This window comes from Exiguobacterium sp. NPDC077395, assembly GCF_050269125.1.
Lineage (GTDB): Bacteria > Bacillota > Bacilli > Exiguobacteriales > Exiguobacteriaceae > Exiguobacterium > Exiguobacterium aestuarii_A.
The window spans coordinates 227,698-254,268 of record NZ_JBNNHU010000002.1 but is presented as its reverse complement, the minus strand read 5'-3'; the positions used below and the strand labels follow the sequence as shown (position 1 = coordinate 254,268).

The 26,571-nt window shown below is 48.8% G+C and carries 31 protein-coding genes and 1 other annotated feature; of the genes, 16 read left to right on the top strand and 15 right to left on the bottom strand.

Going from position 1 to position 26,571, the window contains the following annotated elements; all coding sequences use genetic code 11:
- Positions 1-6: 6 nt before the first annotated feature.
- Positions 7-1,005, top strand: a complete 999-nt coding sequence (locus ACQKD4_RS11760; protein WP_427373456.1) for an alpha/beta hydrolase — start codon at positions 7-9, stop codon at positions 1,003-1,005.
- A 44-nt stretch (positions 1,006-1,049) separates the two neighbouring features.
- Here the strand turns inward: ACQKD4_RS11760 and ACQKD4_RS11755 are convergent, their stop codons facing one another.
- The 4 genes from ACQKD4_RS11755 to ACQKD4_RS11740 all read right to left on the bottom strand — a co-directional run bounded on the left by ACQKD4_RS11755 (position 1,050) and on the right by ACQKD4_RS11740 (position 4,937).
- Positions 1,050-2,609 (bottom strand): aromatic amino acid hydroxylase, encoded by a 1,560-nt coding sequence (locus ACQKD4_RS11755; RefSeq protein ID WP_427373455.1) that lies wholly within the window; start codon positions 2,607-2,609, stop codon positions 1,050-1,052.
- A 45-nt stretch (positions 2,610-2,654) separates the two neighbouring features.
- Positions 2,655-2,848 (bottom strand) — a binding site (T-box leader).
- 143 nt (positions 2,849-2,991) lie between these two features.
- Positions 2,992-3,669 (bottom strand): uracil-DNA glycosylase, encoded by a 678-nt coding sequence (locus tag ACQKD4_RS11750; RefSeq protein WP_214746968.1) that lies wholly within the window; start codon positions 3,667-3,669, stop codon positions 2,992-2,994.
- A gap of 79 nt (positions 3,670-3,748) precedes the next feature.
- Positions 3,749-4,384, bottom strand: coding sequence for an FMN-dependent NADH-azoreductase (locus tag ACQKD4_RS11745; RefSeq protein ID WP_015880490.1), 636 nt, complete (start codon positions 4,382-4,384; stop codon positions 3,749-3,751).
- Positions 4,385-4,505: 121 nt separating this feature from the next.
- A complete protein-coding gene (locus tag ACQKD4_RS11740; protein WP_214746962.1) occupies positions 4,506-4,937 on the bottom strand; it encodes a MarR family winged helix-turn-helix transcriptional regulator in 432 nt (143 codons plus the stop codon).
- A 159-nt stretch (positions 4,938-5,096) separates the two neighbouring features.
- Between ACQKD4_RS11740 and ACQKD4_RS11735 the strand changes: the two genes are divergently transcribed.
- The 3 genes from ACQKD4_RS11735 to ACQKD4_RS11725 all read left to right on the top strand — a co-directional run bounded on the left by ACQKD4_RS11735 (position 5,097) and on the right by ACQKD4_RS11725 (position 7,069).
- The gene (locus ACQKD4_RS11735; protein WP_074034233.1) at positions 5,097-5,471 is read left to right on the top strand and encodes a hypothetical protein; all 375 of its coding nucleotides are present in this window, start codon (positions 5,097-5,099) and stop codon (positions 5,469-5,471) included.
- A gap of 131 nt (positions 5,472-5,602) precedes the next feature.
- Positions 5,603-6,487: a diacylglycerol/lipid kinase family protein gene (locus ACQKD4_RS11730; protein ID WP_427373454.1), complete on the top strand. Its 885-nt coding sequence runs from the start codon at positions 5,603-5,605 to the stop codon at positions 6,485-6,487.
- Between the two features lie 141 nt (positions 6,488-6,628).
- Positions 6,629-7,069: a GNAT family N-acetyltransferase gene (locus ACQKD4_RS11725; protein WP_427373453.1), complete on the top strand. Its 441-nt coding sequence runs from the start codon at positions 6,629-6,631 to the stop codon at positions 7,067-7,069.
- A 34-nt stretch (positions 7,070-7,103) separates the two neighbouring features.
- Here the strand turns inward: ACQKD4_RS11725 and cbpA are convergent, their stop codons facing one another.
- Positions 7,104-7,739, bottom strand: a complete 636-nt coding sequence (gene cbpA, locus ACQKD4_RS11720) for a cyclic di-AMP binding protein CbpA (protein ID WP_214695898.1) — start codon at positions 7,737-7,739, stop codon at positions 7,104-7,106.
- 186 nt (positions 7,740-7,925) lie between these two features.
- Between cbpA and pdxK the strand changes: the two genes are divergently transcribed.
- The 3 genes from pdxK to bshB2 are packed head-to-tail and all read left to right on the top strand — an operon-like array spanning position 7,926 to position 9,824.
- A complete protein-coding gene (gene pdxK / locus ACQKD4_RS11715) occupies positions 7,926-8,750 on the top strand; it encodes a pyridoxine/pyridoxal/pyridoxamine kinase (RefSeq protein WP_427373452.1) in 825 nt (274 codons plus the stop codon).
- A 55-nt stretch (positions 8,751-8,805) separates the two neighbouring features.
- Complete coding sequence (locus tag ACQKD4_RS11710; RefSeq protein ID WP_214695888.1) at positions 8,806-9,177, top strand: YojF family protein; 372 nt, start codon at positions 8,806-8,808, stop codon at positions 9,175-9,177.
- The gene (gene bshB2, locus ACQKD4_RS11705) at positions 9,174-9,824 is read left to right on the top strand and encodes a bacillithiol biosynthesis deacetylase BshB2 (protein WP_074034220.1); all 651 of its coding nucleotides are present in this window, start codon (positions 9,174-9,176) and stop codon (positions 9,822-9,824) included. The genes ACQKD4_RS11710 and bshB2 overlap by 4 nt, the downstream gene beginning before the upstream one ends.
- A 162-nt stretch (positions 9,825-9,986) precedes the next feature.
- Here bshB2 and ACQKD4_RS11700 read toward each other — a convergent pair whose 3' ends face one another.
- The 5 genes from ACQKD4_RS11700 to nhaC all read right to left on the bottom strand — a co-directional run bounded on the left by ACQKD4_RS11700 (position 9,987) and on the right by nhaC (position 14,811).
- Positions 9,987-10,820, bottom strand: coding sequence for an undecaprenyl-diphosphate phosphatase (locus ACQKD4_RS11700; protein WP_274665482.1), 834 nt, complete (start codon positions 10,818-10,820; stop codon positions 9,987-9,989).
- Positions 10,821-10,934: 114 nt separating this feature from the next.
- On the bottom strand, positions 10,935-12,005 hold the full coding sequence (locus tag ACQKD4_RS11695) for an MFS transporter (RefSeq protein WP_427373451.1): 1,071 nt from the start codon (positions 12,003-12,005) through the stop codon (positions 10,935-10,937).
- 165 nt (positions 12,006-12,170) lie between these two features.
- On the bottom strand, positions 12,171-12,683 hold the full coding sequence (locus ACQKD4_RS11690) for a type 1 glutamine amidotransferase domain-containing protein (protein ID WP_026824537.1): 513 nt from the start codon (positions 12,681-12,683) through the stop codon (positions 12,171-12,173).
- 82 nt (positions 12,684-12,765) lie between these two features.
- Positions 12,766-13,350 carry a DNA-3-methyladenine glycosylase gene (locus tag ACQKD4_RS11685; RefSeq protein ID WP_271305939.1) on the bottom strand — a complete coding sequence of 195 codons (585 nt, stop codon included), beginning with the start codon at positions 13,348-13,350 and terminating at the stop codon, positions 12,766-12,768.
- Positions 13,351-13,434: 84 nt separating this feature from the next.
- On the bottom strand, positions 13,435-14,811 hold the full coding sequence (gene nhaC / locus ACQKD4_RS11680; RefSeq protein WP_427373450.1) for a Na+/H+ antiporter NhaC: 1,377 nt from the start codon (positions 14,809-14,811) through the stop codon (positions 13,435-13,437).
- Positions 14,812-15,028: 217 nt separating this feature from the next.
- Here nhaC and queC point away from each other — a divergent pair, with 217 nt between their 5' ends.
- The 4 genes from queC to queF are packed head-to-tail and all read left to right on the top strand — an operon-like array spanning position 15,029 to position 17,320.
- A complete protein-coding gene (gene queC, locus ACQKD4_RS11675) occupies positions 15,029-15,673 on the top strand; it encodes a 7-cyano-7-deazaguanine synthase QueC (protein WP_427373449.1) in 645 nt (214 codons plus the stop codon).
- Positions 15,670-16,128: a 6-carboxytetrahydropterin synthase QueD gene (gene queD, locus ACQKD4_RS11670; protein ID WP_015880475.1), complete on the top strand. Its 459-nt coding sequence runs from the start codon at positions 15,670-15,672 to the stop codon at positions 16,126-16,128. The genes queC and queD overlap by 4 nt, the downstream gene beginning before the upstream one ends.
- Positions 16,110-16,820: a 7-carboxy-7-deazaguanine synthase QueE gene (queE, locus tag ACQKD4_RS11665; protein ID WP_427373448.1), complete on the top strand. Its 711-nt coding sequence runs from the start codon at positions 16,110-16,112 to the stop codon at positions 16,818-16,820. The genes queD and queE overlap by 19 nt, the downstream gene beginning before the upstream one ends.
- A gap of 11 nt (positions 16,821-16,831) precedes the next feature.
- Positions 16,832-17,320: a preQ(1) synthase gene (queF, locus tag ACQKD4_RS11660; protein WP_015880473.1), complete on the top strand. Its 489-nt coding sequence runs from the start codon at positions 16,832-16,834 to the stop codon at positions 17,318-17,320.
- 29 nt (positions 17,321-17,349) lie between these two features.
- Here the strand turns inward: queF and ACQKD4_RS11655 are convergent, their stop codons facing one another.
- The gene (locus ACQKD4_RS11655; protein WP_339962566.1) at positions 17,350-18,006 is read right to left on the bottom strand and encodes a TVP38/TMEM64 family protein; all 657 of its coding nucleotides are present in this window, start codon (positions 18,004-18,006) and stop codon (positions 17,350-17,352) included.
- 111 nt (positions 18,007-18,117) lie between these two features.
- On the opposite strand from ACQKD4_RS11655, the gene ACQKD4_RS11650 reads away from it, so the two are divergent.
- Positions 18,118-18,615: a hypothetical protein gene (locus ACQKD4_RS11650; RefSeq protein ID WP_427373447.1), complete on the top strand. Its 498-nt coding sequence runs from the start codon at positions 18,118-18,120 to the stop codon at positions 18,613-18,615.
- 26 nt (positions 18,616-18,641) lie between these two features.
- Here ACQKD4_RS11650 and ACQKD4_RS11645 read toward each other — a convergent pair whose 3' ends face one another.
- From ACQKD4_RS11645 to ACQKD4_RS11635, 3 genes are all read right to left on the bottom strand, one after another.
- Positions 18,642-19,133 (bottom strand): hypothetical protein, encoded by a 492-nt coding sequence (locus ACQKD4_RS11645; RefSeq protein ID WP_427373446.1) that lies wholly within the window; start codon positions 19,131-19,133, stop codon positions 18,642-18,644.
- 87 nt (positions 19,134-19,220) lie between these two features.
- A complete protein-coding gene (locus tag ACQKD4_RS11640; RefSeq protein WP_274665052.1) occupies positions 19,221-19,679 on the bottom strand; it encodes a GNAT family N-acetyltransferase in 459 nt (152 codons plus the stop codon).
- A gap of 58 nt (positions 19,680-19,737) precedes the next feature.
- Positions 19,738-20,502, bottom strand: a complete 765-nt coding sequence (locus ACQKD4_RS11635) for a TrmH family RNA methyltransferase (RefSeq protein ID WP_427373445.1) — start codon at positions 20,500-20,502, stop codon at positions 19,738-19,740.
- A 221-nt stretch (positions 20,503-20,723) separates the two neighbouring features.
- Here ACQKD4_RS11635 and ACQKD4_RS11630 point away from each other — a divergent pair, with 221 nt between their 5' ends.
- The 3 genes from ACQKD4_RS11630 (at position 20,724) to ACQKD4_RS11620 (ending at position 24,491) form a co-directional block, all read left to right on the top strand.
- Positions 20,724-22,352 (top strand): PTS transporter subunit IIBC, encoded by a 1,629-nt coding sequence (locus tag ACQKD4_RS11630; protein ID WP_214785592.1) that lies wholly within the window; start codon positions 20,724-20,726, stop codon positions 22,350-22,352.
- A gap of 51 nt (positions 22,353-22,403) precedes the next feature.
- On the top strand, positions 22,404-23,195 hold the full coding sequence (locus tag ACQKD4_RS11625) for an endonuclease/exonuclease/phosphatase family protein (RefSeq protein WP_427373444.1): 792 nt from the start codon (positions 22,404-22,406) through the stop codon (positions 23,193-23,195).
- Positions 23,196-23,312: 117 nt separating this feature from the next.
- A complete protein-coding gene (locus tag ACQKD4_RS11620; protein WP_427373443.1) occupies positions 23,313-24,491 on the top strand; it encodes an MFS transporter in 1,179 nt (392 codons plus the stop codon).
- A gap of 34 nt (positions 24,492-24,525) precedes the next feature.
- Here the strand turns inward: ACQKD4_RS11620 and ACQKD4_RS11615 are convergent, their stop codons facing one another.
- Positions 24,526-25,230 carry an alpha/beta hydrolase gene (locus tag ACQKD4_RS11615; protein WP_427373441.1) on the bottom strand — a complete coding sequence of 235 codons (705 nt, stop codon included), beginning with the start codon at positions 25,228-25,230 and terminating at the stop codon, positions 24,526-24,528.
- Between the two features lie 73 nt (positions 25,231-25,303).
- Between ACQKD4_RS11615 and ACQKD4_RS11610 the strand changes: the two genes are divergently transcribed.
- Positions 25,304-26,569, top strand: a complete 1,266-nt coding sequence (locus tag ACQKD4_RS11610; RefSeq protein WP_214695851.1) for a purine/pyrimidine permease — start codon at positions 25,304-25,306, stop codon at positions 26,567-26,569.
- Positions 26,570-26,571: the final 2 nt, after the last annotated feature.

Below are 26,571 nucleotides of genomic sequence, written 5' to 3'. Positions count from 1 at the left end.
AGTAAGATGAATAAAGGGTTGAAACGCGCTGGAGTCGGGCTGATTGGAACAGCGGTCGCGGGAGCGGCTTATGTGTTCCTTTCACCTAAACCAGCAACACGTTTAATCAAAACTTCGTTCGCAGGGGGGAACGAAGTGGAGATGAAGGGATTCGAGGAAGTCGTTCAAAAGACGTCTGTCCGAAAAGACATCGACTACTTGTCTTCTTATGACAACGGGACGTTTGATTTGATTCGCTATGAAGGCGACCGAAAACCTGTCCCAACAATCTTTTGGGTGCATGGTGGCTCATTCGTCGGTGGTGATAAATCTGACGTCTTAAAATACGCCACCTCGATTGCGAGTAACGGCTACAACGTCGTCAGTATCAACTACGCGCTTGCGCCAGATGTAACGTATCCGACACCACTTCAGCAAATAGAAGAAGCGTATGCATTCATCGCTGAAAACAACGATCGATTCCGTCTCGATTTGGACCGCGTCTTTTTCGCGGGTGATTCGAACGGTGGACAGCTCGTTGCACAGTTTGTCGGGATTCAGTTGAATGACGACTACTCGCCTTCGGCCGAAGTCAGACAAGTTGTACCGAAATCGTCTATCCTTGGAACCATCTTATTGTCTGCACCATTCGACTTGAAACGTTCATGGCTCGAATCATCGAAATCTGTGAACCGCTTCTTGTTCAAACGCATCGGTTGGGCTTATTTCGGCACATACAACTGGGAAACACTCCCGGTCGTCGCTGAAGCTTCGCCACTCGTCAACGTACCTGCCACATTCGTTCCGACGTTTATCGCTGACGGAAACGACCATTCGTTTGAAGATCAGGCGAAAGAATTTGCAACAATTCTCTCAGGTCGAACGGATGTGACGACTGTATTTTATGACCGGAACGAACACGAACTCGGTCATAACTATTACTTTGAAATGGACCGCCCGGCGGCAAATTCGACGTATCGCCGTCTGATCACGTTCTTACGTGAAACGACGAATCAATCCGTATAAAAAATAAGCGACGTTCTCTGTTCGGAGAACGTCGCTTATTTTCGTTAGCGCAACAGTTCGAACGCGCGTCCAATCAATTCATTTCGAGAAGGAGATGTATGACGAAGTGCTTCAAGTCGGTCAATCAAGGCCTGCTTCAGTTCCTCGTCTTCTACTAACTCCAGACACTCAATGTGTAACAACCACGCATCCGGATGCTCGGATAAAATATCAGGAACGAGACCATCAATCGATTCCCCGCGTTCACGCATGAGGTGAATGCGATTGAACATCGGGTCATCCTTCGTCCATACACGTTCATCCCGTTCGATGATCACCGGTTTTTCAATGATCGTCAATTCTTCCACCGTCGTTCCAGGGAATACCGATGGAAGTGAATCGACGCGTACTTCGAGTGAATCGAGTGAGATCGTCCGTCCTTCTAGTTGAACGGTCACTCCTTCGAGCATGTCCGATGCACATGCTTGACGAAGGGTCATTCCGTCCTCGAGGAGATCATCGCGGTCTAGCGCAGATTCCGTGTCATGGACAATGAGAAGTCCGTGACGTTCTCGTTTCGTCAACTGACCATTTTTTGCGACTGTGCACTCATCCCATTGGATGAGCGTATGTTCCTTCGATTCTGTCATGTGGCGAACGATGCCGACACGTTCTGAACCGTCCTCGAGTCGAATCGTCGATTGACTTCCCGACGCCAATGCTTTTGTGACCGATTCAACCCCACCTTTTCGAATAGCCATTCTCCCCTCTAATTCATCTAAAACGGAAGAAAGCGTCTCAAAGTCTGGAATGACGAATAGTTCTTTTTGCATATTCGTCACGTCTTGCTTCGTCTGTAGCGCATGCTCCAAATCAAATGGATGCTTGACGACCGCATCGGTCAGACAGTGACGGCTTTCACCGACAGATGACAAGAGGCCCGCCCCGTAAATCATCGGATTCTCAAGGTCACCAATCAATCCAAATTCAACTGTCCACCAAAAGATGCGTGCGACTTGTTGTGCCTCTGAAAAACCGGTCACTTGTGCTTTCGCTTCGTGTACCGCTCGTTCTGCCGCCTCGATGTCTTGTTCCGTTGAGTTGGCGTTCTCTTTCACGATCGTCAAGCGTTTCAACGCCGCGAACGAAGCATGCTCTTCTCGGTTCATGAACGCCTTCGCCCCTAGTTGACCGAAACGTTTGACGATTGCCGAGAACGTCGGGTCCATCAACATCGGCGCGTGACCTGCTGCCTCATGAATGATGTCAGGTGCTGGACTGTATAAGATATTCTCGACTTTTCGAATGTCCGTCGCGACCGGCAACATTCCGTTTCCTTGGAAATCAAAGAAGGCAACGCCTGGGATGAGTCCATCCACTGCGACCGTCGACCATCCCGCTGCCCGCATCTCATCCGTCATCTGTTCGACGTTCGGTAATCGGTCTGGTCCCATTCCCGTCCGTTTTAATCCTTCGATGTAAAACGGGTGCGCCTTTCCTTCTAACGTATGCAGATTCAAGCTTAAAACGAAGCGCCACACGGCGTGATCCGTTGGTGTGTATTCATTGTAAAACTGCGGTGAGATATGTGGGGCAAGATGTGCTGGAATCGATTGTGTCAACATGTGAAGTCCTCCTTTAAATTCAAAAAAATCCCTATCGATTCAATCGATAGGGACGACAAAGCCGCGGTACCACCCTGGTTGCTAGAGATTATCTAGCCGCTTATTCCGATAACGGGGGACCGCTCAATCATGAGAGCTCGGGAACTGTAATTCGATTCATCTTTTGGGCGTGTTCGCAGCACCACACGCTCTCTTAGCCAGGGAAGATGTCTCTACTTCGGTTCCTTCTTCGCTTCTACTACGTATTCATTTCTCTATCTTTTATACAGTTATGCTGTTATGCATATATGCTTTTAAGTACTAAAGTGACGTCTTGTTAGTTACTGTACCAAAGGTTTTTCGACGCGTCAACAAAAAACAGTCTACGAATTTTCGTAGACTGTCAAAGACACCAATCAATCGGGGACTGTCCCCACTCGTTTAAAGCGTCATTCACTTGAGAAAACGGCTTCGAACCGAAGAATCCACGGTGGGATGACAATGGACTCGGATGAACGGACGTAAGCACTTGATGCTGCTCTCCAATCCATTTCATTTTCTTCTTCGCGTCATTCCCCCACAGGATGAATACGATCGGCTCTTCACGACTCCCTAGTCGCTCGATCACCGAGTCGGTGAACTGTTCCCATCCTTTTCCGCGGTGTGAACCTGCTTTCCCCGCTTCGACCGTCAAAGCTGTGTTCAAAAGAAGGACTCCTTGTTTCGCCCACTTTTCTAAATTCCCACTCTTCGGAATGTCACACCCAACGTCGTCTTTAAGTTCTTGAAAGATATTTCGTAACGATGGTGGAAAACGCACCCCATCCTGTACCGAAAAACTGAGGCCATGCGCTTGGTTTGGTCCGTGATACGGGTCTTGCCCTAAAATCACGCATTTCACGTCACTGAATTTGGTATAGATAAAAGCGTTCCAAATGTCTTCACGGTTCGGATAAACGATCGTCTCCTCATACGCTTGATCAACGAATTGCTTCAACTGTTGGAAATAAGGTTGACTCATCTCGTCTTGGATGATGTCCGTCCAATCTCCAAGTAATCGACTCGATAACTGCTCTCCCATTGCATACTCCCCTTTCCCTTTGTATGATACCCAAAATGCGTGCATACAAAAAGACGAGTCAATCGACTCGTCTTTCGTATCATACCGTTACTGCGCCTGCAACTTCTTTCGCAAGTGCTTCTGCTTTCGCTTTCGCGTCTGCAACGATTTCTTCGATTTTGTCCGGGTATTGGTTCATCCCTTCAACCGCTACCGTCGTCACTTCAGACACACCGACGAACGCGAGCGCTTGGCGAAGGTATGCGTCTGCAAAGTTAAGGTCAGTTCCTGTGTAGATCCCACCTGTTCCTTGGATGTGGATTGCTTGTTTGTTTTCAAGCAAGCCGACAGGACCTTGCTCCGTGTAACGGAACGTTTTACCCGCCATGAGGACGCTGTCGAGGAACATTTTCATGCGTGCCGGGAAGAAGAAGTTCCACATTGGCGTTGCGAATACATAAAGGTCCGCTTCCATGAACTTCTCGAGCATGCCGCTCATTGTGCCTACTTTTTTCGCTTCCACGTCAGTGAGTGCTTCGCCTGATGCGAATTTGCCCCATGCGCTGAGCACGTCTCCATCGATTTCTTGTACATCGACATCGTAGAGTTCGATTGCTTCTACTTCGATTGATGCGTTTTCAGCCTTGAGTGTGGATACGAAAGTTTCTGCAACTTGTTTGCTGTATGAAAGTTCAGTTGGTTTCGGGTTAGCCGATACATATAATACTTTAGTCATCGTGTAATCCTCCATTTGGGTAATCTCTAATTTTTTTCAATAACAGTTAGAACTATATCATCTGTATATCTCATCGTCAATTATTTTAACTTCAAGATATTAATGAAAAAAGCAACGGGCTTTATTTGCCCGCTGCGTTATAACCGACTCGTTTCAATAACGAAATCAATTGTTCCGTCTCTTCATCACTTAACGGTCCATATATATCTTTAAAGATTTCGATGTGCTGTGGATAGACGACATCCATGAGCGCCTTCCCATCCTCTGTTAACGAGGCGTATGTGACGCGACGGTCGGACGGACAGGCGATTCGTTCAATCAGCCCACGCTTTTCCAACTTGTCAATCACGTATGTCACGCTACCACTCGTAATCAAAATCTGGTCCCCGATTTGTTGTAACGGGGTATCCCCTCGTTTATACAAAACGGATAAAACACCGAACTCTGTTGAATTTAACTGGTGGCGTCGCAAATCTTCTTTCACACGATCGCTGATGGCATCCATCGTTCGTGCGAGAACGACCCACGCCTTCAATTCAAGGGATTCAATCATGTCGGTTTCACCTCAATTCGTTCATCATATATCACTAGTATAGCAGGACTTATGCAGTATAAGCCGGGAAAAATACTTCGTCAAGGAACTTCTTCATTGTCGCGTATGTCGGAAACGTTTAGAATGGTAGTATTGTGATTTTAAGAAAGGGTGGACCGTATGCGTGAGTATTACGAAATTTCATTGACGATTAAACGGGAGTTTTTGCATGCTGTCATCGATTTGTTGAATCGGGAAGGCATCGCACCGGACTATGCGCTCGAAAAGGAAGGCGCGGTCTTTTTATTATTCAATCATTTACCTTGGCCAAACGTGACCCGTGAACCGCACGCCGTGGAACGTTTCTTGTTGACGTTGAAGCGATCGGATTATTTATTCGTCAAAACGAAACGTAAATCACCGGTCCCAGACCATGAACCGGTCGCCTGCATGGGCGCCCTCGTTTCTCCGTTTCATGAACATCTGCGTATCGAACTCGCAGTGGATGAGTCTGAAGCGAGTCATTTAGATATGTCCGCATTCCGTCATTATTAAACGAACGACATGTTCCAATCCCCATGAAGATCAGCCGAAAGTGCTGACGATCATGGGGATTTTTTAGGAGTAACCGATTTCGCAGACGGGAATAAAGGACAGTATTCGAACCGAAAAGGAGATATGTTGGAATGGACACAGTCATGTTAATCGTCAATCCATCCTCAGGGAAAGAATTGGGGGAACAACACGCGACACATGCCGAGGAAGTATTGCATGAGCGATATGGACACGTCGATGTCCGCTTCACGGAGAAAGAACAGGATGCGACGAACTTTGCACGAGAAGCAGCAGAAAAACAATATAAGGCCGTCATTGCGATGGGTGGGGACGGGACGTTGAACGAAGCGGTCACCGGACTTGCGGAAGCGCCTCATCGTCCCGACTTTGGAATCATCCCGCTCGGTACGGTCAATGACCTTGCCCGCGCACTTGGTGTACCAAATGATCCAAAAAAAGCGATTGAAGCTCTTCGTAACGCTGAACCGACACCGATGGATATCGGAAAATATGAGGACGGCTATTTTATGAACGTCATTGCCATTGGTCTCATTGCCGAGGCGGTCGATGAAGTGAGTGTGGAAGAAAAGACAAAGTGGGGGCCGTTCGCCTATCTAATTGAAGGCGTGAAGGCGTTCCGCGAACATAGTCCATATGCGTTGTCGATCGAAAGTGAGGACGGTCAATTTGATGGCGAAGCTTATCTCGTCGTCATCGCTTTGACGAACTCGGTCGGAGGATTTGAGAATTTCGAACCGGACGCACGACTGAACGATGGTCTGTTGCACGTCTATATTTTTGAAGAACTCGGTCTAAAAGATGCACTTCAATTAACGCCTGCCCTGTTCACCGGAAAATTAAAGGAAACGGACAGTGTCACGTCATTCTGTACGACACGGGTGAGCGTCCACTCGCCTGAATCTCTTCCTGTGAATGCAGACGGTGACACTGGTGGAACGTTGCCATTTACATTTGAAATTTTACCGAGTCATTTGAACGTATTGAAGCCCGTATAAGAGAAGGACTTTTATGAACGAAACCGAATGTTAACAAGCGAGAAAGGAGAATGACCTATCAACATCTCGCTTGTTCAACTTACAACAGCATCCGACGAAATCGTCGAGACATTCAATCGCTGGAATAATGACCCACAAATCGTGCATTTGATTCGTCCGAGTCGGTCTGAAGAAGAATTGACCGCTCATTATGAGATGACGGTCGAAGATTTAGAGGATCGTCTTCTGACACATGATATTTTTCTCATTTATGCAGACGACCATCTCGTCGGTGAAATGAACGTCATGTATGACCCCCCTCATCTGTACCGTCAAGAACCTGGTACGGCGTGGCTCGGGTTTGTCATCGGGGAATCCGTAGGACGTGGCAAAGGTGTGGGCACGGAGTCCCTTCGTTTGCTGGAGGAGAAGCTGCGGGCGCAGGGGACGCCTCGCATGGAGCTCGGCGTGTTCGCCTTCAATCACGCGGCCCATCGTCTCTATTCGAAACTCGGTTATCAAGAAATCAGACGAATCGAGCACTTCACTTACTGGGACGGTCAATTTTGGTCCGATATCCGAATGGAAAAACGACTCAACTAAAAAGCCCTTTCACGTGACGTGAAAGGGCTTTGACTTAGTTGTTCAAGTTCTCGACTTCGACGATTCGGAAGCCTTTTTGTTCAAGCTTGGCAACAACTTTGTTCTTCATGTCTTCTTCGCAATCCGGTGGTAACGTCACGAGTACGCGACGCAACACCTTACTTTTTGCATCAAGCGTCATCAAGCTTGCGATTGACGTATACTTGTTCACGATTTTTGTAATCTTCTCGAGCGCTCCTGCCTGTTCGCTCAAGGCAATCGTCAAGACGTAGCTACCTGTGTCACGACTCCATGCTTCCTCGAGCATCCCAAGCATCTTCCCGTGCGGAAGAATACCATAAAACTCATTGCTCTCATCTTTCAATACAGCAATGTATGGCAATTCTTTGATCGAGAAAAAGACTTCGAAGAAGCCGTCGGATTCATGAACGTATTTTTGCGTATTTTTAATGAGCGTCATCACATTATCGTCCATGTTTTCCCCGTTCATTCCATGACGATAAATATGCATCTTATAAATGTTACCGCGGAAAAATTTCCCCGTCTCGTCTAAAACAGGCACACAACGATATCCTGTTTCTTCAAGCGTATGAAGCGCTTCCCGCAATGTTGCCTTTTCACTGATCGTGACAACATCTTTCTTCGGGATACATAAGCTATGCACTAACATGCGTTTTCCTCCCAGCCAATAATAAAGTGGTCTACACCCTATTCATTATTATTCCCCAAATATGATGAACATCCTGCATACTTTTTCTGAAAAGTTATGAACACTTCTTGTAATCCTTGCATTTGTCGGAATACGAAAAAGTCGTTATAGTGAAACTATCCAAACAGACAAAGGGGATGGACGATTATGACGATGAAGAAAGCATTGACGATTGCCGGTTCTGATACGAGCGGCGGCGCGGGTATCCAAGCCGACCTCAAAACGATGGAAGAACTCGGTGTGTACGGTATGACAGCTTTGACTGTCATTGTGGCACAAGATCCACATAACGCATGGAACCACGAAGTCTTTCCAATCGACACGACATTGATCGAGAAACAAATTGATACGGTACTCGCTGGGATCGGAGTCGATGCAGTGAAGACGGGAATGCTCCCGACACCTGAAATCATCGAACTCGCAGCACGTAAGATTAAAGAATACGGAATCAAGAATGCCGTCGTCGACCCGGTCATGGCATGTAAAGGTGCGGATGAGATTCTTGACCCGAACGTTGCGGTCGCGATGCGTCAACATCTCGTACCCGTCGCGAAAATCATCACTCCAAACTTATTCGAGGCGCGTATGCTCGCTGGCCTCGATAAAACACCATCGACGATGGACGAAATCAAAGAAGCGGCTCGCCTGATCCATGAGCTCGGCGCTGAGATCGTCATCGTCAAAGTCGGTGGCAAACTTGGTTTCGATACAGCATTCGACGTCTTGTACGACGGAAACGAATTCCGCCTGCTTGAAAGTGAAAAAATCGAGCCTGCGTTCACACACGGTGGTGGATGCACGTTCTCTTCTGCCATCGCGGCTTCTCTCGCAAACGGCCACACGGTCGAAGAAGCGATTGAAATCGGAAAAGAATTTATCACAGAAGCAGTTCGTCACTCATTCCGTCTCAACCAATACGTTGGACCGACGAACCACACGGGATACCGTAAAAAAGTAGCAACACAATCGTAAACAGATGACCCGGAACGTGACGTTTCGGGTCATCCTTTCCATTGGAGGGACAGACGTGAAAGCGATTCAACCTGATCACATTCAGCAATATTTAGACAATCACGTCGCAACACCACTTTTCGTGCATGTCGAGACGACAAATGGTGCCTATGCGACACATAACGACCCGGACTTCCATAACGCCGGGATGTTTATCCGTAATGCCAAAATCGAATATAGCATCGGTCAAATCAAAGGAAACGGACCTTACCGTGTCGGCTTAAAGCTCGATCACGGCTGGCTCTATGTTGAAGGATTGACCGACTATGAGGTGCACGGCGAACAGTTACTACTCGCTGGTCACGATCGTCTCGGTCGACTGGCGTGTGCCTTGCATATCGATATCAAACCGCTCCCTCAAGGAGCATCGGAGGTGGAGAACCAATGAATGGACCATTACTCGTCATTTTCCCACACCCGGACGATGAGGCGTTCAGCTCGGCCGGAACAATCATCCAACATCGTCAAAAAGGACTCCCGGTCACGTATGTCTGCTTAACACTCGGCGAGATGGGACGCAACATGGGTTCCCCGATCTTTACGACGCGTGAGGAGCTCCCTAAAATTCGAAAGCATGAACTTGAAGAAGCTTGTCGGATGATGGGCATCGAAGACCTGCGCATGTGGGGACTTCGTGATAAAACCGTTGAATTTGAGGACGAGGCAGAGCTCGCTGGTCGCTTCCGCGCCTTGATTGACGAAGTGAAACCGGAAACGGTCATCTCGTTCTATCCAGGATATGCCGTCCACCCGGACCATGAAGCGACAGCTCGTGCTGTCGTACGAGCACTTCAGGAGATGGGAGAGTCACGCCCTGAGTTTTTAGGTGTCGCCTTCGATCGCCGCACAGAAGAAGAACTCGGACAACCTCACGTGATCGTCGATGTGACGGAAGAGAGCGAGCAGAAAAAAGACTCTCTCTTTGCTCATCGTTCTCAGACGGAAGGTCTACTTCGCGCGATTGACAACGCAGAAAACGCCCACGTCATGGAGTTACTCCAACGTGAGCGCTTCTATCATTATCCGTTCTCATGATTCATAGGCTAGACGGGTCATATAAAGCAATGCCCCAACGGTCCCAAGACCGATTAACGTTCCGAATACTACGACGATTTGTCCCATGTTTTCACCTCTTCTAGACTATACGAACAATTCCATTCATTGGTTTCAAACACGTGCCGTTCGCACGTGTTTTTTTTAGAAATAAAGAACGTAAATCACGATGGCCAATACGATTCGATAGACCGCGAACGGCATCAATTTCACTTTGTTGATCAACTTCAAAAAGAACTTAATCGAAATAAGCGCGAACAGAAACGCACTGATGAACCCGACGATAAACACCGGCAATGTATCGAGCGTAAAGTACGTCCATTTGCTATAAAGCGACAACGCACTCGCTCCAAACATGATCGGTACCGCCATAATGAACGTAAAATCTGCTGCTGCTCGGTGACTCATCCCAAGGAGGACACCACCTGAAATCGTCGAGCCCGACCGTGAAAATCCTGGCCATAACGAGAAGCATTGAATCAATCCGACACCAAGTGCTTGCTTATACGTGATGTCATCGAGCGTTGCAGTCGTTTGTCGTTTCACACCTGATAAATCTGCGGCAATCATAAAGAAAGCCCCAATGACTAACCCAATCAACACCGTCTTGACCGAGAAGAGGTGTGTATCGATGTAGTCCTCGAACAATATACCGAGGACACCGGCCGGAAGCAGTCCAATCAAAATATGTATCAGATTGAATTGGCGTACTGTCTCGTTTTGCCTTATTGTGAATAGCGCCTTCGGATTCAGCAACGCTTTGAATCGGTCTTGAAAGACGACAACGACCGCTAAAATCGAACCTAATTGAATGACGATTTTAAACGTGTTTGCCACTTCCTGACCTAAAAACTGACTCGAGTTCAACCAAAGCCCGTCCACGAGAATCATATGACCTGTCGACGAGACCGGAGCGAATTCAGTCAGCCCCTCAACGACTCCTAATAAAAAACCTACGAATAACTCATACCATTCCACGATGTTTCTCCTGTAATTCCTTTAGATTGTTCTCATCATACACTTCTCCTCACCATCTTGCGTCCGTCTTAAGACGTAAAAACAGGCATGGTTTATAATCCATGCCTGTAAAGATTATCGAGCTGTCGCATGAACGACCCACACAACAAGCCCAATTATTGAATACGCCAAAAATAGCGACGCTGTTGTCCCTATAATAAAGACAACCCCTAATCCGAGAATGCCAAGATGCCACAGCATCGAGACAGACGATTCCGTCGTCGCTCGAATGGATGAAGGAACTTGATGGTGTAAAAGTCCATAATAGAGCGGCTCCATCGCCCCATATAGAAGTGCCAACAATCCCATGACACCAATTCCGATTGGACTCGGAAATAAACCAATGAAGAGAAACCCGCCACCCATCACCCATCCGAATTGCTTCAACCAACGTTCAGAAGGCGCAATACGCACGATGGTACCTGCGAACAGTTGCCCAGGTAACTGGATCAAGAGCAACCCGCTTGAAATGACACCGAACCAATAAATCGGAACGGACACATCGCGAGCGTACAGTTGCCAAAATTCATCGATGAAGTTAAAAGCGGATACCGCTGCCAAAAAACCGATTGTGACATAACGAAGTTGTCGGTTTGACCAAATGAATTGAAACCCTTTGAACAAATGGCGCCACGTCAAACGTTCCTCCCGCTCTCGATGAGTCGGTTCAACGAGAAATACGCTACATAGTGTCGCCATCATTAAACTCAAAATCGAGACTCCATAGTTCCACTCCAAGGGAAGGTACTGCGCCAACATACTGCCACTCAATGCCGCCACCACAGCGGCCACAATCCCAATCGCGTTCAGCTTCCCAAGAACCCGTTCGAATGACGAAGCTTCATGACTTTCCTGTAAGGACTCGTATAGCAGCGCATTCTCTGCCCCACTTCGAATGACCGACCCAACGGCCGAACAGCTGATTGCGACAAAGAAACCCGTGAACGTGAACGAATACAAAATGACGATAAACGACAGCCATTCTAACGCGACACCGATTTGAACAAGTCGACGCCGTGCCGTATGATCCGCCCATACACCAGTCGGTACTTCGAACAGAACGATGATGAGCGCATACACCATCTCTAAATAAACGACTTCCTGAATGGAGATGCCCCGTGACTCCCAGAACAGCCGTTCAATCACGTATGCGGGAATCAAGCCTTCAAACCAACGAATCCATCCTAATCGGACAACGTTTCGACGAACTTAACTAGGTGAACGTGCTCGTTTTCTCATTTGAATCTCCTCCTTACTTGTCTATTCCCGAAAACACAAAAAAACCACGAGATTCCTCTCGTGGTTGACGTGTTATTTCAATAAGTTGAGAATCTCGCGATTGAACGCCGGAATGTCATCCGGTTGACGGCTCGTCACGAGCTGGTTCTGACAGACGACGACTTCTTTATCCGCATATTTGGCACCGGCATACTCCATGTCGACTTTAATCGATTTATAACCGGTCGCGTCACGACCTTCTAACGTCTTCGCCGTAATCAACAGCTGTGGTCCGTGACAGATGGCAAAGACAGGTTTTTTCGCATCCATGAAAGCTTTCGCGAACGAGACGAAACGTTCGTCCTCACGCAACAAGTCAGGAGAGAATCCGCCTGGTAAGAGAAGGGCGTCAAAGTCTTCTGGCGATACATCGTCAATCGATTGATCGATGTTGACTTTCGCCTCTCCTTGCTTCCCTTCTACCGTGTTGCCTGCTTTCTTCTCGATCGTCACGACGTCATGTCCCGCATCCACCAATGCGTCACGGGGACCCGTGAATTCTACATCTTCAAACATATCTGTAATGAGCGTTGCTACTTTTGCCATATTCTAAACACTCCCTCTGTTTGTTTTATGCACATAGGGACTGTTCCACTGGCATGAATCACTTAAACATCATTGCATGCATTCAACGGAATTTCGAGACATACGGATTATCGCGTTCAAAGAAGCGATATGGGTAGTCACGCGCCTCGCCCGTGTTCGGAATGCCGATGCGTGGACCCGCCTCAATCACCATTCCCGTCTCACCTTCAGCAAGATAGAGCGGGTCTTGTTGGAACGAGTGACCATATAAGTCCATCGTGATCCCGAGTGCTTTCGTCAACTTCCCCGGTCCGTTCGTTTGGTCATATCGTTTCACCCCAGGACGGTTCGAAGCAATCCATTCATGTCCTTGAATCGGTTCGACGGCTCGAATCAACACGGCTTCCGGTGTACCAACCGGACCACTGACCACGTTCAGGAGCGTATGTGTATGCATTTGATACGTGTATACATGCCCAGGCTGTCCGAACATGACTTCCGTCCGTTTCGTTCGACGCCCTCCGAAACTATGTGCCGCCCGGTCGATGGCACCAAGGTAAGCCTCTGTCTCGACAATCTTCGCGATGATGTCACCTTCCGGATGTCGCCGCACCAAATATTGCCCGAGTAAGGCGCGTGCCAATTCGAGTGTCGGTTGTTCATAAAATGCTAGATCGAGTCGCTTCATCGTTCCACCTCCGTTTCTCCTATTTTCTCAAAAGTCATATGCTGCACACAAAAAAGATGCCCTGCATGGCAGGACACCTCGATATTATGATGCGATTTTAAGTGATTCACGTTGCTTCCCCAATCGGACGTATCCCAAAATGATGGAGAAGACCGGGCTGAGCCAGAGGAAGAACGCAAATGGTGCGTACTCCAATACAGGTACACCGAGTGTCGCTGCGAAGAACGCTCCGGAGACACCCCATGGAATGAGCGGGTTGATCACGGTCCCGCCATCCTCAAGCGCACGTGACAAGTAGCGTGGATCGATCCCGCGATCGATGAACCCTTGTTTGAACGCCTGTCCTGGCAAGAGAATCGACAAGTACTGTTCCCCTGCGAGCAAGTTGACACCGATCGAGCTGAGGACGACTGATAGAACCGAACTTCCTGGTGACTTCAAGCGCTCGAGCAACGATTCAACGATCGCTTGGAACACACCGAGTTCACGTAACAGGCCACCGAATGCAAGAGCGATCAAGACGAGGCTGACCGACCAAAGCATCGATTCAAGACCACCACGATCGAGTACCGTCGCAATCGTCTCATTCTCGACACCTGACTTGAATCCAGACTGCATGACACCGAGCCAGTTCGAGATGCTCCAGTTGCCTTGAATGAATCCTGCCGTCAACACACCAGCGAACATCCCAACGAGCATCGTCGGCAAGACCGGCATCCGACGGAACGCAAGCACTGCTACAAGGACAGGAGCGATCAACGTGAGCCATGAGAGGTCGAAACGTCCGCTTAGCGCAGCTTGTGCTTCCGCGATTTGTGTCGTGTCCGCGCTTTGACCGCTACGTCCGAGGAACGTGAATAAAATTAACGTGATGATGAACGCTGGAATCGTCGTCCCCATCATGAAGCGAATGTGGTCGAATAGTTTGACACCCGCCACTGCCGGCGCAAAGTTTGTCGTATCCGACAGTGGGCTCATCTTGTCTCCGAAGAGCGCACCCGACACGATGGCACCTGCAGCGAGAGCTGGCGAGATGCCTAGTGCCGTCCCGATTCCGAACAAGGCGACACCGACCGTTCCGACTGTAGTAAACGCACTTCCTGTGAATGTTGAGACGATCATCGTAATCAATAAGACACTTGGTAAGAACCATTCAGCAGAGATTGTATTTAATCCGATGGAGAGGATCGTCGCGACCGTCCCGGACATTTGCCATACTCCGATGAGCATCCCGATCAACAACAAAATCAACACCGGCATGATGGCTTCACGAATCCCGTTGATCATCGCCGTCTCAATCTGTTTGAAGTCGCGTGAACGATAATACGCGTATCCACCTACTATTACCATTGTGCCAAAAATCGCCATATGCGGCGTCGCTTTGGCCAAAAACATCAGTGCGAGCAAGGTGATCCCGCTCATCAACACGACGAATACAGCTTCTTTTCCTTTCATCTGCATCGACGTCCCCTCCTTTCGTTATATCCTAATTATTTATTATTTCGCCTAACCGCTTAAACGCTTTTATGCACAAAAGCAAGTCAGTGATGTTTTTTACTATACTCGCTTCCTTTCTCCCTGTCAAACGCCTTTTTATGATAAATTATATGCTTGAGGGTGACCTCCGGAGTTCGTAACCTCCTCCGACATCAAAACTAGCGAAAAGGAAGTGTGCTTCATGCAACACGAAAAAGCTTTGGTCGTCTTCAGTGGTGGCCAAGATTCAACCACTTGCCTGTTTTGGGCAAAACAAAAATTCTCTCATGTGGAGGCGGTGACATTCGCATATGGTCAACGCCATGATGCGGAAATCGAGGTCGCAAAAGAAATCGCGGCTGAACTCGATGTCCCACACCACATCCTCGACTTGTCCCTACTCGGACAACTCACATCAAACGCGCTCACGAGACACGATCTCGACATCGACAATGCGGACGTCCCAAACACGTTCGTCGATGGACGCAACCATCTATTCTTATCATTTGCGGCCGTCATGGCCAAACAACTCGGTATGCATCACATCGTGACCGGTGTATGTGAAACGGACTTTTCAGGTTACCCGGATTGCCGAGACCAATTCATCAAATCACTCAACGTGACACTCAATTTAGCGATGGATTATCCATTCGTCATCGACACACCGCTCATGTGGCTCGATAAAAAAGAGACGTGGGCACTCGCGGACGAACTCGGTGCCTTCGACTACGTCAAAGAACGTACGCTCACTTGTTACAACGGTGTCATCGGTTCAGGTTGTGGAGAATGTCCGGCATGTAAGCTTCGCCAAAACGGACTCACAGCTTACGAGGAGGTGCGCGTATGAAACATGCTCCGTTCCTCGCCCCAACCAGTGTCGAATCGAAACAAGAAGGCTCGCTCATCTACTGCCCGCATCGTGTTCAAATCGTCAAAGAAGTGACGTTCGACGCGGCACACCATTTATTTGATTATGACGGCAAATGTCGTGCCCTTCATGGTCACACGTATAAGCTCCAGATGGGTGTCAGCGGTTTTCTCGATAATCGCGGGATGACGCTCGACTTTGGTGACTTGAAAAAAATCTTCAAAGAAGAGCTTGAGCCATATCTCGACCATCGCTATTTGAACGAGTCACTCCCTTATATGAATACAACTGCAGAAAACATGTGCTATTGGATTTTTGAACAACTGGCGACACACCTGCCAAATGAACGCGACGTCCGCGTCGAATTCGTACGCCTATACGAAACGCCGACGTCATACGCAGAGTTCCGCCGTGAATGGTTGGTGGAATCGTGAAAATCCCTGTTTTAGAAGTATTCGGACCGACCTTCCAAGGAGAAGGACGTGCCATTGGACAGAAGACGATGTTCGTCCGGACCGCCGGTTGCGATTATCGCTGTTCGTGGTGCGATTCAGCATTCACATGGGACGGTTCAGAAAAACCGGACATGCTGACGGCCGACGAGGTCATCAATCGCCTTGACGCACTCGGTGCGTACGATTACGTCACCATATCGGGTGGAAACCCGCTCCTCATCGCGGCCATGGAGAACCTCGTCGTGAAATTGAAAGAGCGTGGCGTCACACTCGCCGTCGAGACGCAAGGTAGCCGCTATCAAGAGTGGCTCACACAGATCGATGACGTGACTCTCAGCCCGAAGCCTCCTTCATCTGGCATGAAGACAAACTGGGAACAACTCGACGCCATCGTCGAACGGCTGCGCCCGGAGCAGACGACATTCAAAGTCGCTGTCTTTGATGAAGTGGACCTCGCCTACGCGAGAGAAGTACAACAACGCTATGCACCGGACGTCATGTATTTATCCGCCGGTAACCCAGAGCCAGGTGCTGACGGTGATATCACCGATGCCCAGCTTCGTCGTTTGAAACAACTGTGGGAAGATGTCGCACGCGATCCTTCATGGCAAAGCGTCCGCGTCCTGCCACAACTACACACATTACTGTACGCCAACGAACGTGGCGTCTAAGGAGAATGAACATGAGACCAGAAGACTTACAAGACCTCTCGCTCCTCGGACAGAAGAGCGTCCCTTACATTTTTGAATATACACCTGACGTCCTCGAGGCGTTCCCGAACCGTCACCCGGAGAACGACTACTTCGTCAAATTCAACGCACCAGAATTTACATCGTTGTGCCCAATCACGAACCAACCCGATTTTGCGACGATCTACATCTCGTATATCCCGGATGAGAAACTCGTTGAGTCGAAGTCATTGAAGTTGTACTTGTTCAGTTTCCGTAACCACGGTGACTTCCATGAGAACTGCATCAACGTCATCGGGAAGGACCTCGTCAAATTGATGGAGCCACGCTATCTCGAAGTGTGGGGCAAGTTCACACCACGTGGCGGTATCTCGATCGATCCGTACTACAATTACGGAAAGCCTGGCACGAAGTATGAGAAAATGGCCGAACATCGCCTGTTCAATCATGACCTCTATCCAGAGACGGTCGATAACCGTTAATCAAAAAGTAGGCGCTCCATGGGAGTCGTCTACTTTTTTTGATAGCGATGGATTTGTCGCTTGATTGGTTCACGGAACACGGTCGCGATGAGCGTCAATACGAGCATGATCCCGAACGCCAACGCAATCAGCTTCCAATCCCCGCTCGCGATGCTGCTTCCGAGAAAATTGTTCGCGAACGCGCCAGGAATCATACCGACGACGGTCGCAAACAGATACGCTGGTACTTTTACTTTTGCCAAACCGGAAGCATAGCTGACCAAATCGAAATTGACGAGTGGGATGAGACGTAGGATGAGTACATAAAAGAACCCGTCCTCTTCGATTTTGTGCTGAATGGCTTCATAGTTCTTCGATTCGAAGTGATGCAAGAAACGGTCGCCGAAATAAACAGCCACATAATATGCGACGAGGGCACTCAGTGTCGCCCCGATGACCGTATAGACGACACCCGGTAACATCCCGAACGCCAAACCGCCGGCGACCGATAAGACGGACGTAGGAAACAAGATGAGTGGACGAACAGTGAACAAGAGAATATAAATCAAAGGGGCCAACCAACCGAATTGAATGATATAGTCCCGGATGTCTCCTGGACTTACATCGATCCATTGATAAAGGAACGTCGCTGTTCCGAACAGGAGTAGGACGAGTGCAATCATCCACTGTACCTTCCATTTTTTCATCGTCCCCCCTCCTTCCTATTTGGTTTTATTCCCGCAATCTGAGATGTCATCCATCTTTTTTCAGTCATCCCGATGTGGTACGGTTAGAGAAAGCAGAAGGAGGAAATCGATATGAACCTTGCAGATGCCCTAACATTAAAACAGTTGCTCCATGAGCAAATCGATACATTGACCGAAGAGATTGAGCATGTGGCTTTCATCTCGCTCGAAGTGAACGATTCCATTCCGACGATTCAGTCCCGCTCCCTTCAAGATATCGAGATGGAACTGGAGCACATTCGTCTGGACTTACGCCAGCTCGACCGTCTCATTCAAGAAGCGAACGTCCAAGCCGTCGTTGAAACGCATGACGGTCCGCTCCCGCTCGTAGAGGCAATCGAACTCGCCATTCAATTGCGTGTCCAAGCACGTCTTTATGAGAAATTGTCATTACGTCCGAAAAAGGAATACGTGCACGGGGTTTCCGTGATCAAACACGCCTTATATGACCCAGAGCTATATCGCTTGAAAGCACGCGATATTAAAAAACGAGCCATTCGAATCGAAAGTACTATCCTTGCCGTCCGCTATCAGACCGATATTGACTTTGATGCTTCACGATATATGTAAAATAGCGAAGGAGTCCCTTCGCTTTTTTACATATGGTCATGATGATTGTGGTGGATATCATGATGGTTCGATGAAGAAGAACTTCGTCGCGGAGGAGCCTCATCGGCAAATTTTTCCCCGTCCAAAATCCCGAGACGCTTGTATTGGCGATCGACCCGCTCTTTCGTCTCCTCGCTAACGGATCTCGACTCCATCACCAATTGATAGCACCCGAGTGCGACACGAAACGGTTCCATCCGTGTCCGTTCAATCGAGAAAGAATCGACACCTCGTAAATACTCGGCCAATCGCTCGGCCGTGTCATCGTCCGGATCATCGGCGAGCTGCGAAGCGAATTGCTGTAAGTCTTTCAACGTGCTCGATGTTTTGGAATGCTGAAAAATCGTTTTAACGAACGCAAAAATAATCAGACCGAAAATAACCATGAACACGATAGGAAATATCGACACAATCCCGGTAAAGAATGAGTCCCCCATGGAGTCACTAAACGGATCTCCGCCAAATCCAAACACTGACATTTCAAATTCCCCCTTTTTCTTTATGTACGTTCATTCAGTCGAATCGGTTTCATCAAAAAACCGCGATCATTCGACCGCGGCATCCATTCAACTGTTCAATTGTTTCTCCATCATGATACGTGGCTCGCCGTCTTCGGTGTAGGCGCCCATGATGTCATATCCGCAAAGGAGGTTCAAGATGATGACCCCTTTGTTCGTATTACGCGCTTTCGTACGAATCGAATGAAAACCTTGCGCTTCGACCCACTCAAGTTGCGTGTCCATCAGCTTGCGACCAATGCCATGCTTTTGAAAGTCTGGGTGTACGCCGCCCGCCCAGCTATAAAACCGATAAGGCTCTGCCTCATAACCGATTTTAAAGCCGACTAGCTGATCTTCAGAGAAAGCCAGCAGCACTAACGGATTGGCGTGTCGATACAGGCGCTCTTTAAATCGCAGCTGATCGAGGTCACCGTATAACGTGCGGTACAGTCGGAAGAAGTCCTCTTCAAAATCTTTAAAGTTGTTCGTCACATCTTTTACGATAAATGAACTCGTCGTACTCATCGTGCCATCCCCTTTCAGTTTCTGGACAAAGATTCCGTACGTCTGTTCTTTTCGCCGTTCATTCTGAATTTCCTGTCTCCCGTTCGAAAGCTGTGACACCTTTTTGTTTATATAGTCCGAGCGTACGCTTCGGTAAGCTCTTGACCATCCAGTCTTTGAAGATGCGCGCTTGATCTTCGACAGGCAGTTCATAGCCATCCGTCACGATATGACGTGACCGTGTCGTGACATCATACAAAGAGATTGCAGCCGCCACCGAGATGTTCAAACTTTGAACGTATCCTTGCATCGGAATGACAAAGTTCCCGTCCGCCTTGTTGAGCGCCGCCTCAGAGACGCCACTATGTTCGTTCCCGAATAGAAGAACCGTCGGCTTCGACACATCCACTTCTTCAAGCGGGATCGCCTCCTCGCTTAACGCCGTCGCATATACTTGGTAACCATTTTCTTTTAGAGCATCAATCGCTTCTTCAATCGATCCGTGCTCCACGACGTCCACCCAGCGATCTGCGCTTTTGGCGATAATCGAGTTCGGTTTGAACTTTGCCCGTCCCTCGACGACATGCAACATTTGTACCCCGAACGCATCGGCTGAACGCAACACGGCGGATTGGTTGTGCGGATCGTCCACACCTTCCGTCAAAATCGTGATATGGTTCGTTCGTGTATTCAACACTTCATACATCCGTTTAATGCGGTCTGGCATGAGCATCTCATACAGAGGAAGATCGTCCTCCTGCAATACACCCTTCTGCAATAACTCTTCTTTTAATTCAATCTGCTCGTCCTTCGTCAAAGCAGATGTGGTCTGTCTCCAACCCATCTTTCTCGCTCCCTTCAACCTATCATATTGTAGCTAGATTCGATTCGACTGACAAGTTCACTTCATATCTGTCGTTTTCCATCAAAAAATGAAAACAAATGAAAATAGCGAAAACGGTTGCATGAATTTATGCAATCGATTACAATCATTTATGCAAGCGATTGCACTATTGGCAAACACAAAAATAGATAAAACTCCCTCACAGGAAGGAAGCGTATAGCATGAAACAATTGATCTCATTCGATTTCTGGCAAAAACTCGGTAAGGCCTTGATGGTCGTCATCGCCGTTATGCCAGCTGCCGGTTTAATGATTTCCATCGGTAAATTGATTGGAATGTCAGCCGGAGATGTCGGTATTTTACTAACAACAGCTCGCATCATTGAAGATTTAGGTTGGGGCATCATCGTCAACTTACATATCCTCTTCGCAGTCGCGATTGGTGGTTCGTGGGCAAAAGATCGTGCAGGTGGTGCGTTCGCAGCACTTCTCGCCTTCATCTTGATCAACCGTGTCACAGGTGCCATCTTCGGTGTTAACGGTGCCATGCTTCAAGATCCGGAAGCGACAATCGAGTCACTCTTCGGTGCAAACCTTGTCGTCGCTGACTACTTCACATCTGTACTCGGCTCACCTGCCCTCAACATGGGTGTGTTCGTCGGGATCATCGCCGGTTTCCTTGGTGGTGCACTATACAACCGTTTCTACAACTTTAACAAATTGCCGAACGCCCTCTCGTTCTTCAACGGGAAGCGCTTCGTACCATTCGTCGTCATTCTTGGTTCAGTCGTTGCTGCCATCGTTCTATCGATTGTATGGCCAACGATCCAAGGTGCGCTCAACAGCTTTGGTGAGTGGATTGCTACATCACGTAACACGGCTCCAGTCCTCGCTCCGTTCATTTATGGTGCGCTCGAGCGTCTCCTCTTGCCGTTCGGTTTACACCACATGCTCACTGTTCCAATGAACTACACAGAGCTTGGTGGAACGTACACAATTTTAACAGGCGCGACAGCTGGGTCAGTCGTTGCCGGACAAGACCCGCTCTGGTTGGCATGGGTAACAGACCTCGTCAACTTGCGTGCCGCTGGTGATACGGCTGCATACAACGCCCTTCTCGCTGATGTCGTTCCGGCTCGCTTCAAAGTCGGTCAAGTCATCTTGTCATTCGCTGCTTTGATCGGTGCCGCATATGCGATGTACCGTAACGTCGACGCTGAGAAAAAAGCACAATACAAGCCGATGTTCTTGTCAGCTGGACTCGCTGTCTTCTTGACAGGTGTCACAGAACCAATCGAGTTCATGTTCATGTTCGTTGCGCCAGTCCTTTACGTGGTTTACGCGCTTATGGCCGGTGCTGCCTTCGCATTGGCAGATATCATCGACCTACGTGTCCACGCCTTCGGTGCGATTGAACTCTTGACGCGCATCCCGATGATTGTCAAAGCGGGACTACTTCAAGACTTGATCAACTTCGTTCTCGTCTCTGTAGCATTCTTCTTCCTCAACTTCGGTGTGTTCAATTTCTTCATTAAGAAGATGAACTTGCCGACACCTGGACGTAACGGAAACTACATGGAAGAGACGACAGAGAAGTCATCTGTGGCAGGTAACGAACAAGTCATGGGGATTATCGCCCTTCTCGGTGGGGAAGAAAACATTGAAGATGTCGATGCATGTATGACTCGTCTTCGTGTGACCGTTAAAGACGTCACACTCGTCTCTGACGAACAAGATTGGAAGAAAAATGGCGCCATGGGTCTCATTGTGAAAGACCGTGGAGTCCAAGCCATCTATGGCCCGAAAGCCGACGTATTGAAATCAGACATTCAAGACGTCATCGGTGCATAATCTACTGGCCAACTCGCTCGAGAGTTGGCCTTTTTCTAAAGGAGGACTATCGTGAATATTTTAACGCTCAATTGTCACGCCTGGTTAGAAGACCGTCAACAAGAAAAGATTGACGCCATCGTCGAACGCATCGCGAGTGAAGAGTACGACCTCATCGCGCTTCAAGAAGTCAATCAACATAAAGAGGCCCCATTGATCTACGGAAACATCCGTGAGAACAACTTCGCACACGTCCTCGTCGAGCGCTTAAAAGAGTTGGACGTCCACTATCACATGACATGGGACTTTGCCCATTATGGATACGATATTTACGAGGAAGGCGTCGCCATCCTGTCGCGCACACCGTTCCTATCAACAGAATCGTTCTTTGTATCGAAGACGACGGACCCAGACAACTACAAGTCTCGTAAGATCGTCAAAGCCGTGATTGCAGGCGCAGATGCTCCAACGACTATTTACTCGTGTCATCTCGGATGGTGGCATGATGAAGAGGAACCGGTGAAACACCAACTCGATGAACTACTTCGTCGCGTCGAACATGACGACCATGCCCTTCTACTCGGCGACTTCAATAACGATGCCTTCATTCGAGGAGAAGGATACGATTACTTGATGGAGAATGGACTCCAAGATTTGTTCCATCTCGCAACAGAACGGGAAGGCGATGCGACGGTCCAAGGAAAAATCGCCGGGTGGGATGAAAACAAAAAATCGCTCCGAATCGACTTGATGCTGACAAACGCTCCAATTCACGTTTCTCGCCATGCGGTCGTCTTTGATGGTGAGAACGGACCGATTGTCTCCGATCACGCCGGTGTTGAAGCCACTGTGTTTTGGCGCTAATTCGCCTTTTTCTCCTTACTTGGGAGAAAAGGGTTTTTCTTTTGGAGAAAATCTTGTAACGTGATAGAAGACTGATGTCTAACTACTAAAGAATGAGATAGAAAGAAGTGTTTGAATATGAAGACAAGCTCGCTCAGTCGAAGCGACTGGATCCTAGTCTTATCCCTCTCTTTATTAACTTTCGTTCTCGGAACGAGTGAATTTGTCATCGTCGGGATTTTGCCCGATATCGCAAACGGATTATCCATCTCGATTGCGACGGCCGGGAGTCTCGTATCGGCATTCGCCATCAGCTTTGCCGTTGGCACGCCAATCACGATGTCCTTGACGAGCCATCTTCCAAAACGTAAATTGATGCTCGGCTTGACGATTCTCTTCACCGTCCTGAACTTATTAAGCAGTCTCGCTCCCGTGTATGAGTGGTTACTCGTCTTGCGCATGCTGACGGCCGTTGTCACAGGTGTCTTGATCTCGCTTGCCATGCTCGTCGCTAGCGAGAGCGTCCCTCCGGCAAAACGGGGTATGGCCGTGTCCTTTATTTTCGGTGGATTCACGATGGCGAACGTGTTCGGCGTTCCAATCGGGACATTTATCGGACAACAAGCAGGTTGGGAATCCACGTTTTGGTTAACGACTGCACTCGGTGCAGTTGCCTGGATTGCCATATACCGCGTCTTGCCGAATCAATTGTCTCAAGAAAAAGCATCACTTCGTGAACAAATGGCACTCCTGACAAATCCGCGTATCTTGATCGCCTTCCTGATTCCAGCGTTCGGTTTCGGGGCAACGTATGTCGTATATACGTATCTCGTGCCGATTTTAAAAGATGTCCTCGGGGTACCGGTCGCTTGGGTCAGTCCGATTTTATTCGCCTACGGATTCATTTCGATTTTCAGTAATATCGCTGCCGGAAAGATCGCCAGTCACAATCCGATCGGACGCTTACGGTTCGTCTTTCTCGTCCAGGCGTTCGTCTTGGCCGCGCTATTCGTGACAACGTCGAATGTGACGCTCGGTCTTCTCAATATCGCACTCATGTCGTTCATGGCGATTTTATTGACGACATCGACTCAAATTTATTTGATCGATTTGGCAGAGAAGTTCAACCCGAACGCCAAAGGTCTCGCCTCGTCACTTATGCCCGTGGCGAGTAACGTCGGGATTGGACTTGGTTCCGCTCTCGGCGGTGTCGTCTATGCGACGAGCCCTATCATGACGCTCGCACTTGTCGGCGGTCTGGTCGCCCTCGTCACAGCCGGATTGACCGCAGTCAGTTATTCGCTCGACCAACGCTAAAACGTGTGCACCTTCATCGAGGTGCACACGTTTTTTATAACCATTCGAGAATCGCTGATAGGACTTCGTCCAATTGTTCTTTCGATGTGAGCGGGCTTTCCTGATCTCCTTTTTGTGGACCATACATTCCGAAGTTTGCATGATTCCCGCCTTCAATTTGTACGAATTGGCTATCTTCAGGGAGGTCGCTTCGACTCGCCTCGATGTCTTCCGGGACAGCCAATCCATCCAATTCACCGGAAATCGATAGTACACGTAAGTCGCTATCGACCATCGAACTGATCGGATACGAAGCGAGGAAAATGACACCCTCCACCAATTCTTGATGCTCCAGTGCATACCCCGATGCCGCAGAACCTCCGAGTGAATGACCGGCCACGATCCAGCGTTCAATCTCCGGATGTGCTTCGATGATTGGAGCTGCCGCATCGATATCTAAAATACCTAAATTGAGACGAAGCGACGGAATGGCGACAAAGACACCCTCTTCCGCTAATCGTGTTCCGTAATAGGCATACGCCTCTTTCTCGACTTTCGCCCCTGGATAAAGAATGACACCGACCTCACTCGTCGGATCTCCAAACTCGAGACGGTTGTCGACCACTTTCCCCTCTTCGGCATACTGTGTCGCTTCATTGGTCGGTCCATACGTGAACTGTGTCCAAATCAAAAAGCCTGCTACCGCGACAACAAGCAATCCTACGATTGAGAGTGCGGCCCACTTGAAGAATATCTTCATTATATAGCCTCCATTTGCATCCACTTCCTCATAACGTTACACTAATAAGAAAAAGCATGATCAGGGGGACACCATGACCAGAAGTAATGTAACCACGACGATTCAGTGGTTTATTTTTATTTTAGCTACAAATATTGTACCACCACTCTCCATCGCCGCCTTGTTTGAACTGTCACCAGATGAGACGATGACCTTCATATCCCGCTCACTCTTCATCTTCGCACTCTTTAGCATCATTCAGACGTTGCTCGGACATCGCCTCCCGATACTTGAAGGACCCGCCGGCATTTGGTGGGGCGTCTTCACCTTATACGCATCCATCGGACCCGCCTTATACGGAAGTCAACAAGAGACGTTGCAGGCACTTGGATTTATGTTGTTCTTAAGCGGAATCCTTGGCGTGTTGCTGACCGTCACCGGTATCTTAAGACGCATGCTTGCGCTGTTTACACCTCAAGTACTCGGCGTCTATATGATTTTGCTCGTCCTTCAATTATCAGGGGCCGTCATTAAAGGTGGCTTCGGGGTGACGGAAGACGGAATCAATATCGTCCAGGCCGTCGCGACGGCTGGTCTCGTCTTGTTTGCACTCACGCTCGAGCAAAGTCGCTTTAAACAATACGGGCTCGTCATGACGCTGTTCGTCGGGTTCGGTTTATTCCACTTGCTCGACCTCGGAAATCCAATCGTCCGCTCGGAATCGTTCTTCCTCGTACCGGAACTTCTTCCGTTCGGAAACTGGGTATGGGATTGGAACTTGTTGCCGACGGCTTTCGTCATCACCTTGCTTCTCATGACGAACGTCCTCGCGAACATCAAGTTGATCGAACGCATTGTCAGCTCTCGTGAAAAACGAGAAGTGAAAGGAAACGTTCCCGCGTCTGGTGTCGCCAGTGGGGTCAGTCAAATCGTGGCCGGTCTGTTCGGGACACCGGGTCCTGTCGCGATCTCCGGGACGGCCGGATTCCTCTCTTCGACGGAGAGCGTCCAGCGCGCCCCTCATTTGATTGCCCACGCCCTCATGATGGGATTAGCACTCATCGGACCATTCGTCTCGTTGATTGCGAGCATCCCGGCTGCTGTCGGCTATGCAATCGTGACACCACTTATCGCGACGATGATCATCATCGGAATCAATGAGGCCGCCTTCGAATTAAAACAATCGACGGCTTCCCTTACGGTCGGTCTCCCGCTCGTCATCGGTGCCGGGGCGATGCTCTTGCCACCAGGTTCGATGAATGATTTGCCACCGCTCCTTGCGACCGTCTTCTCAAACGGACTCGTCCTCGGAACAATCGTCGCTTTGACGACAGCTATCTTAAGTAAAATCAAGGATTAAAA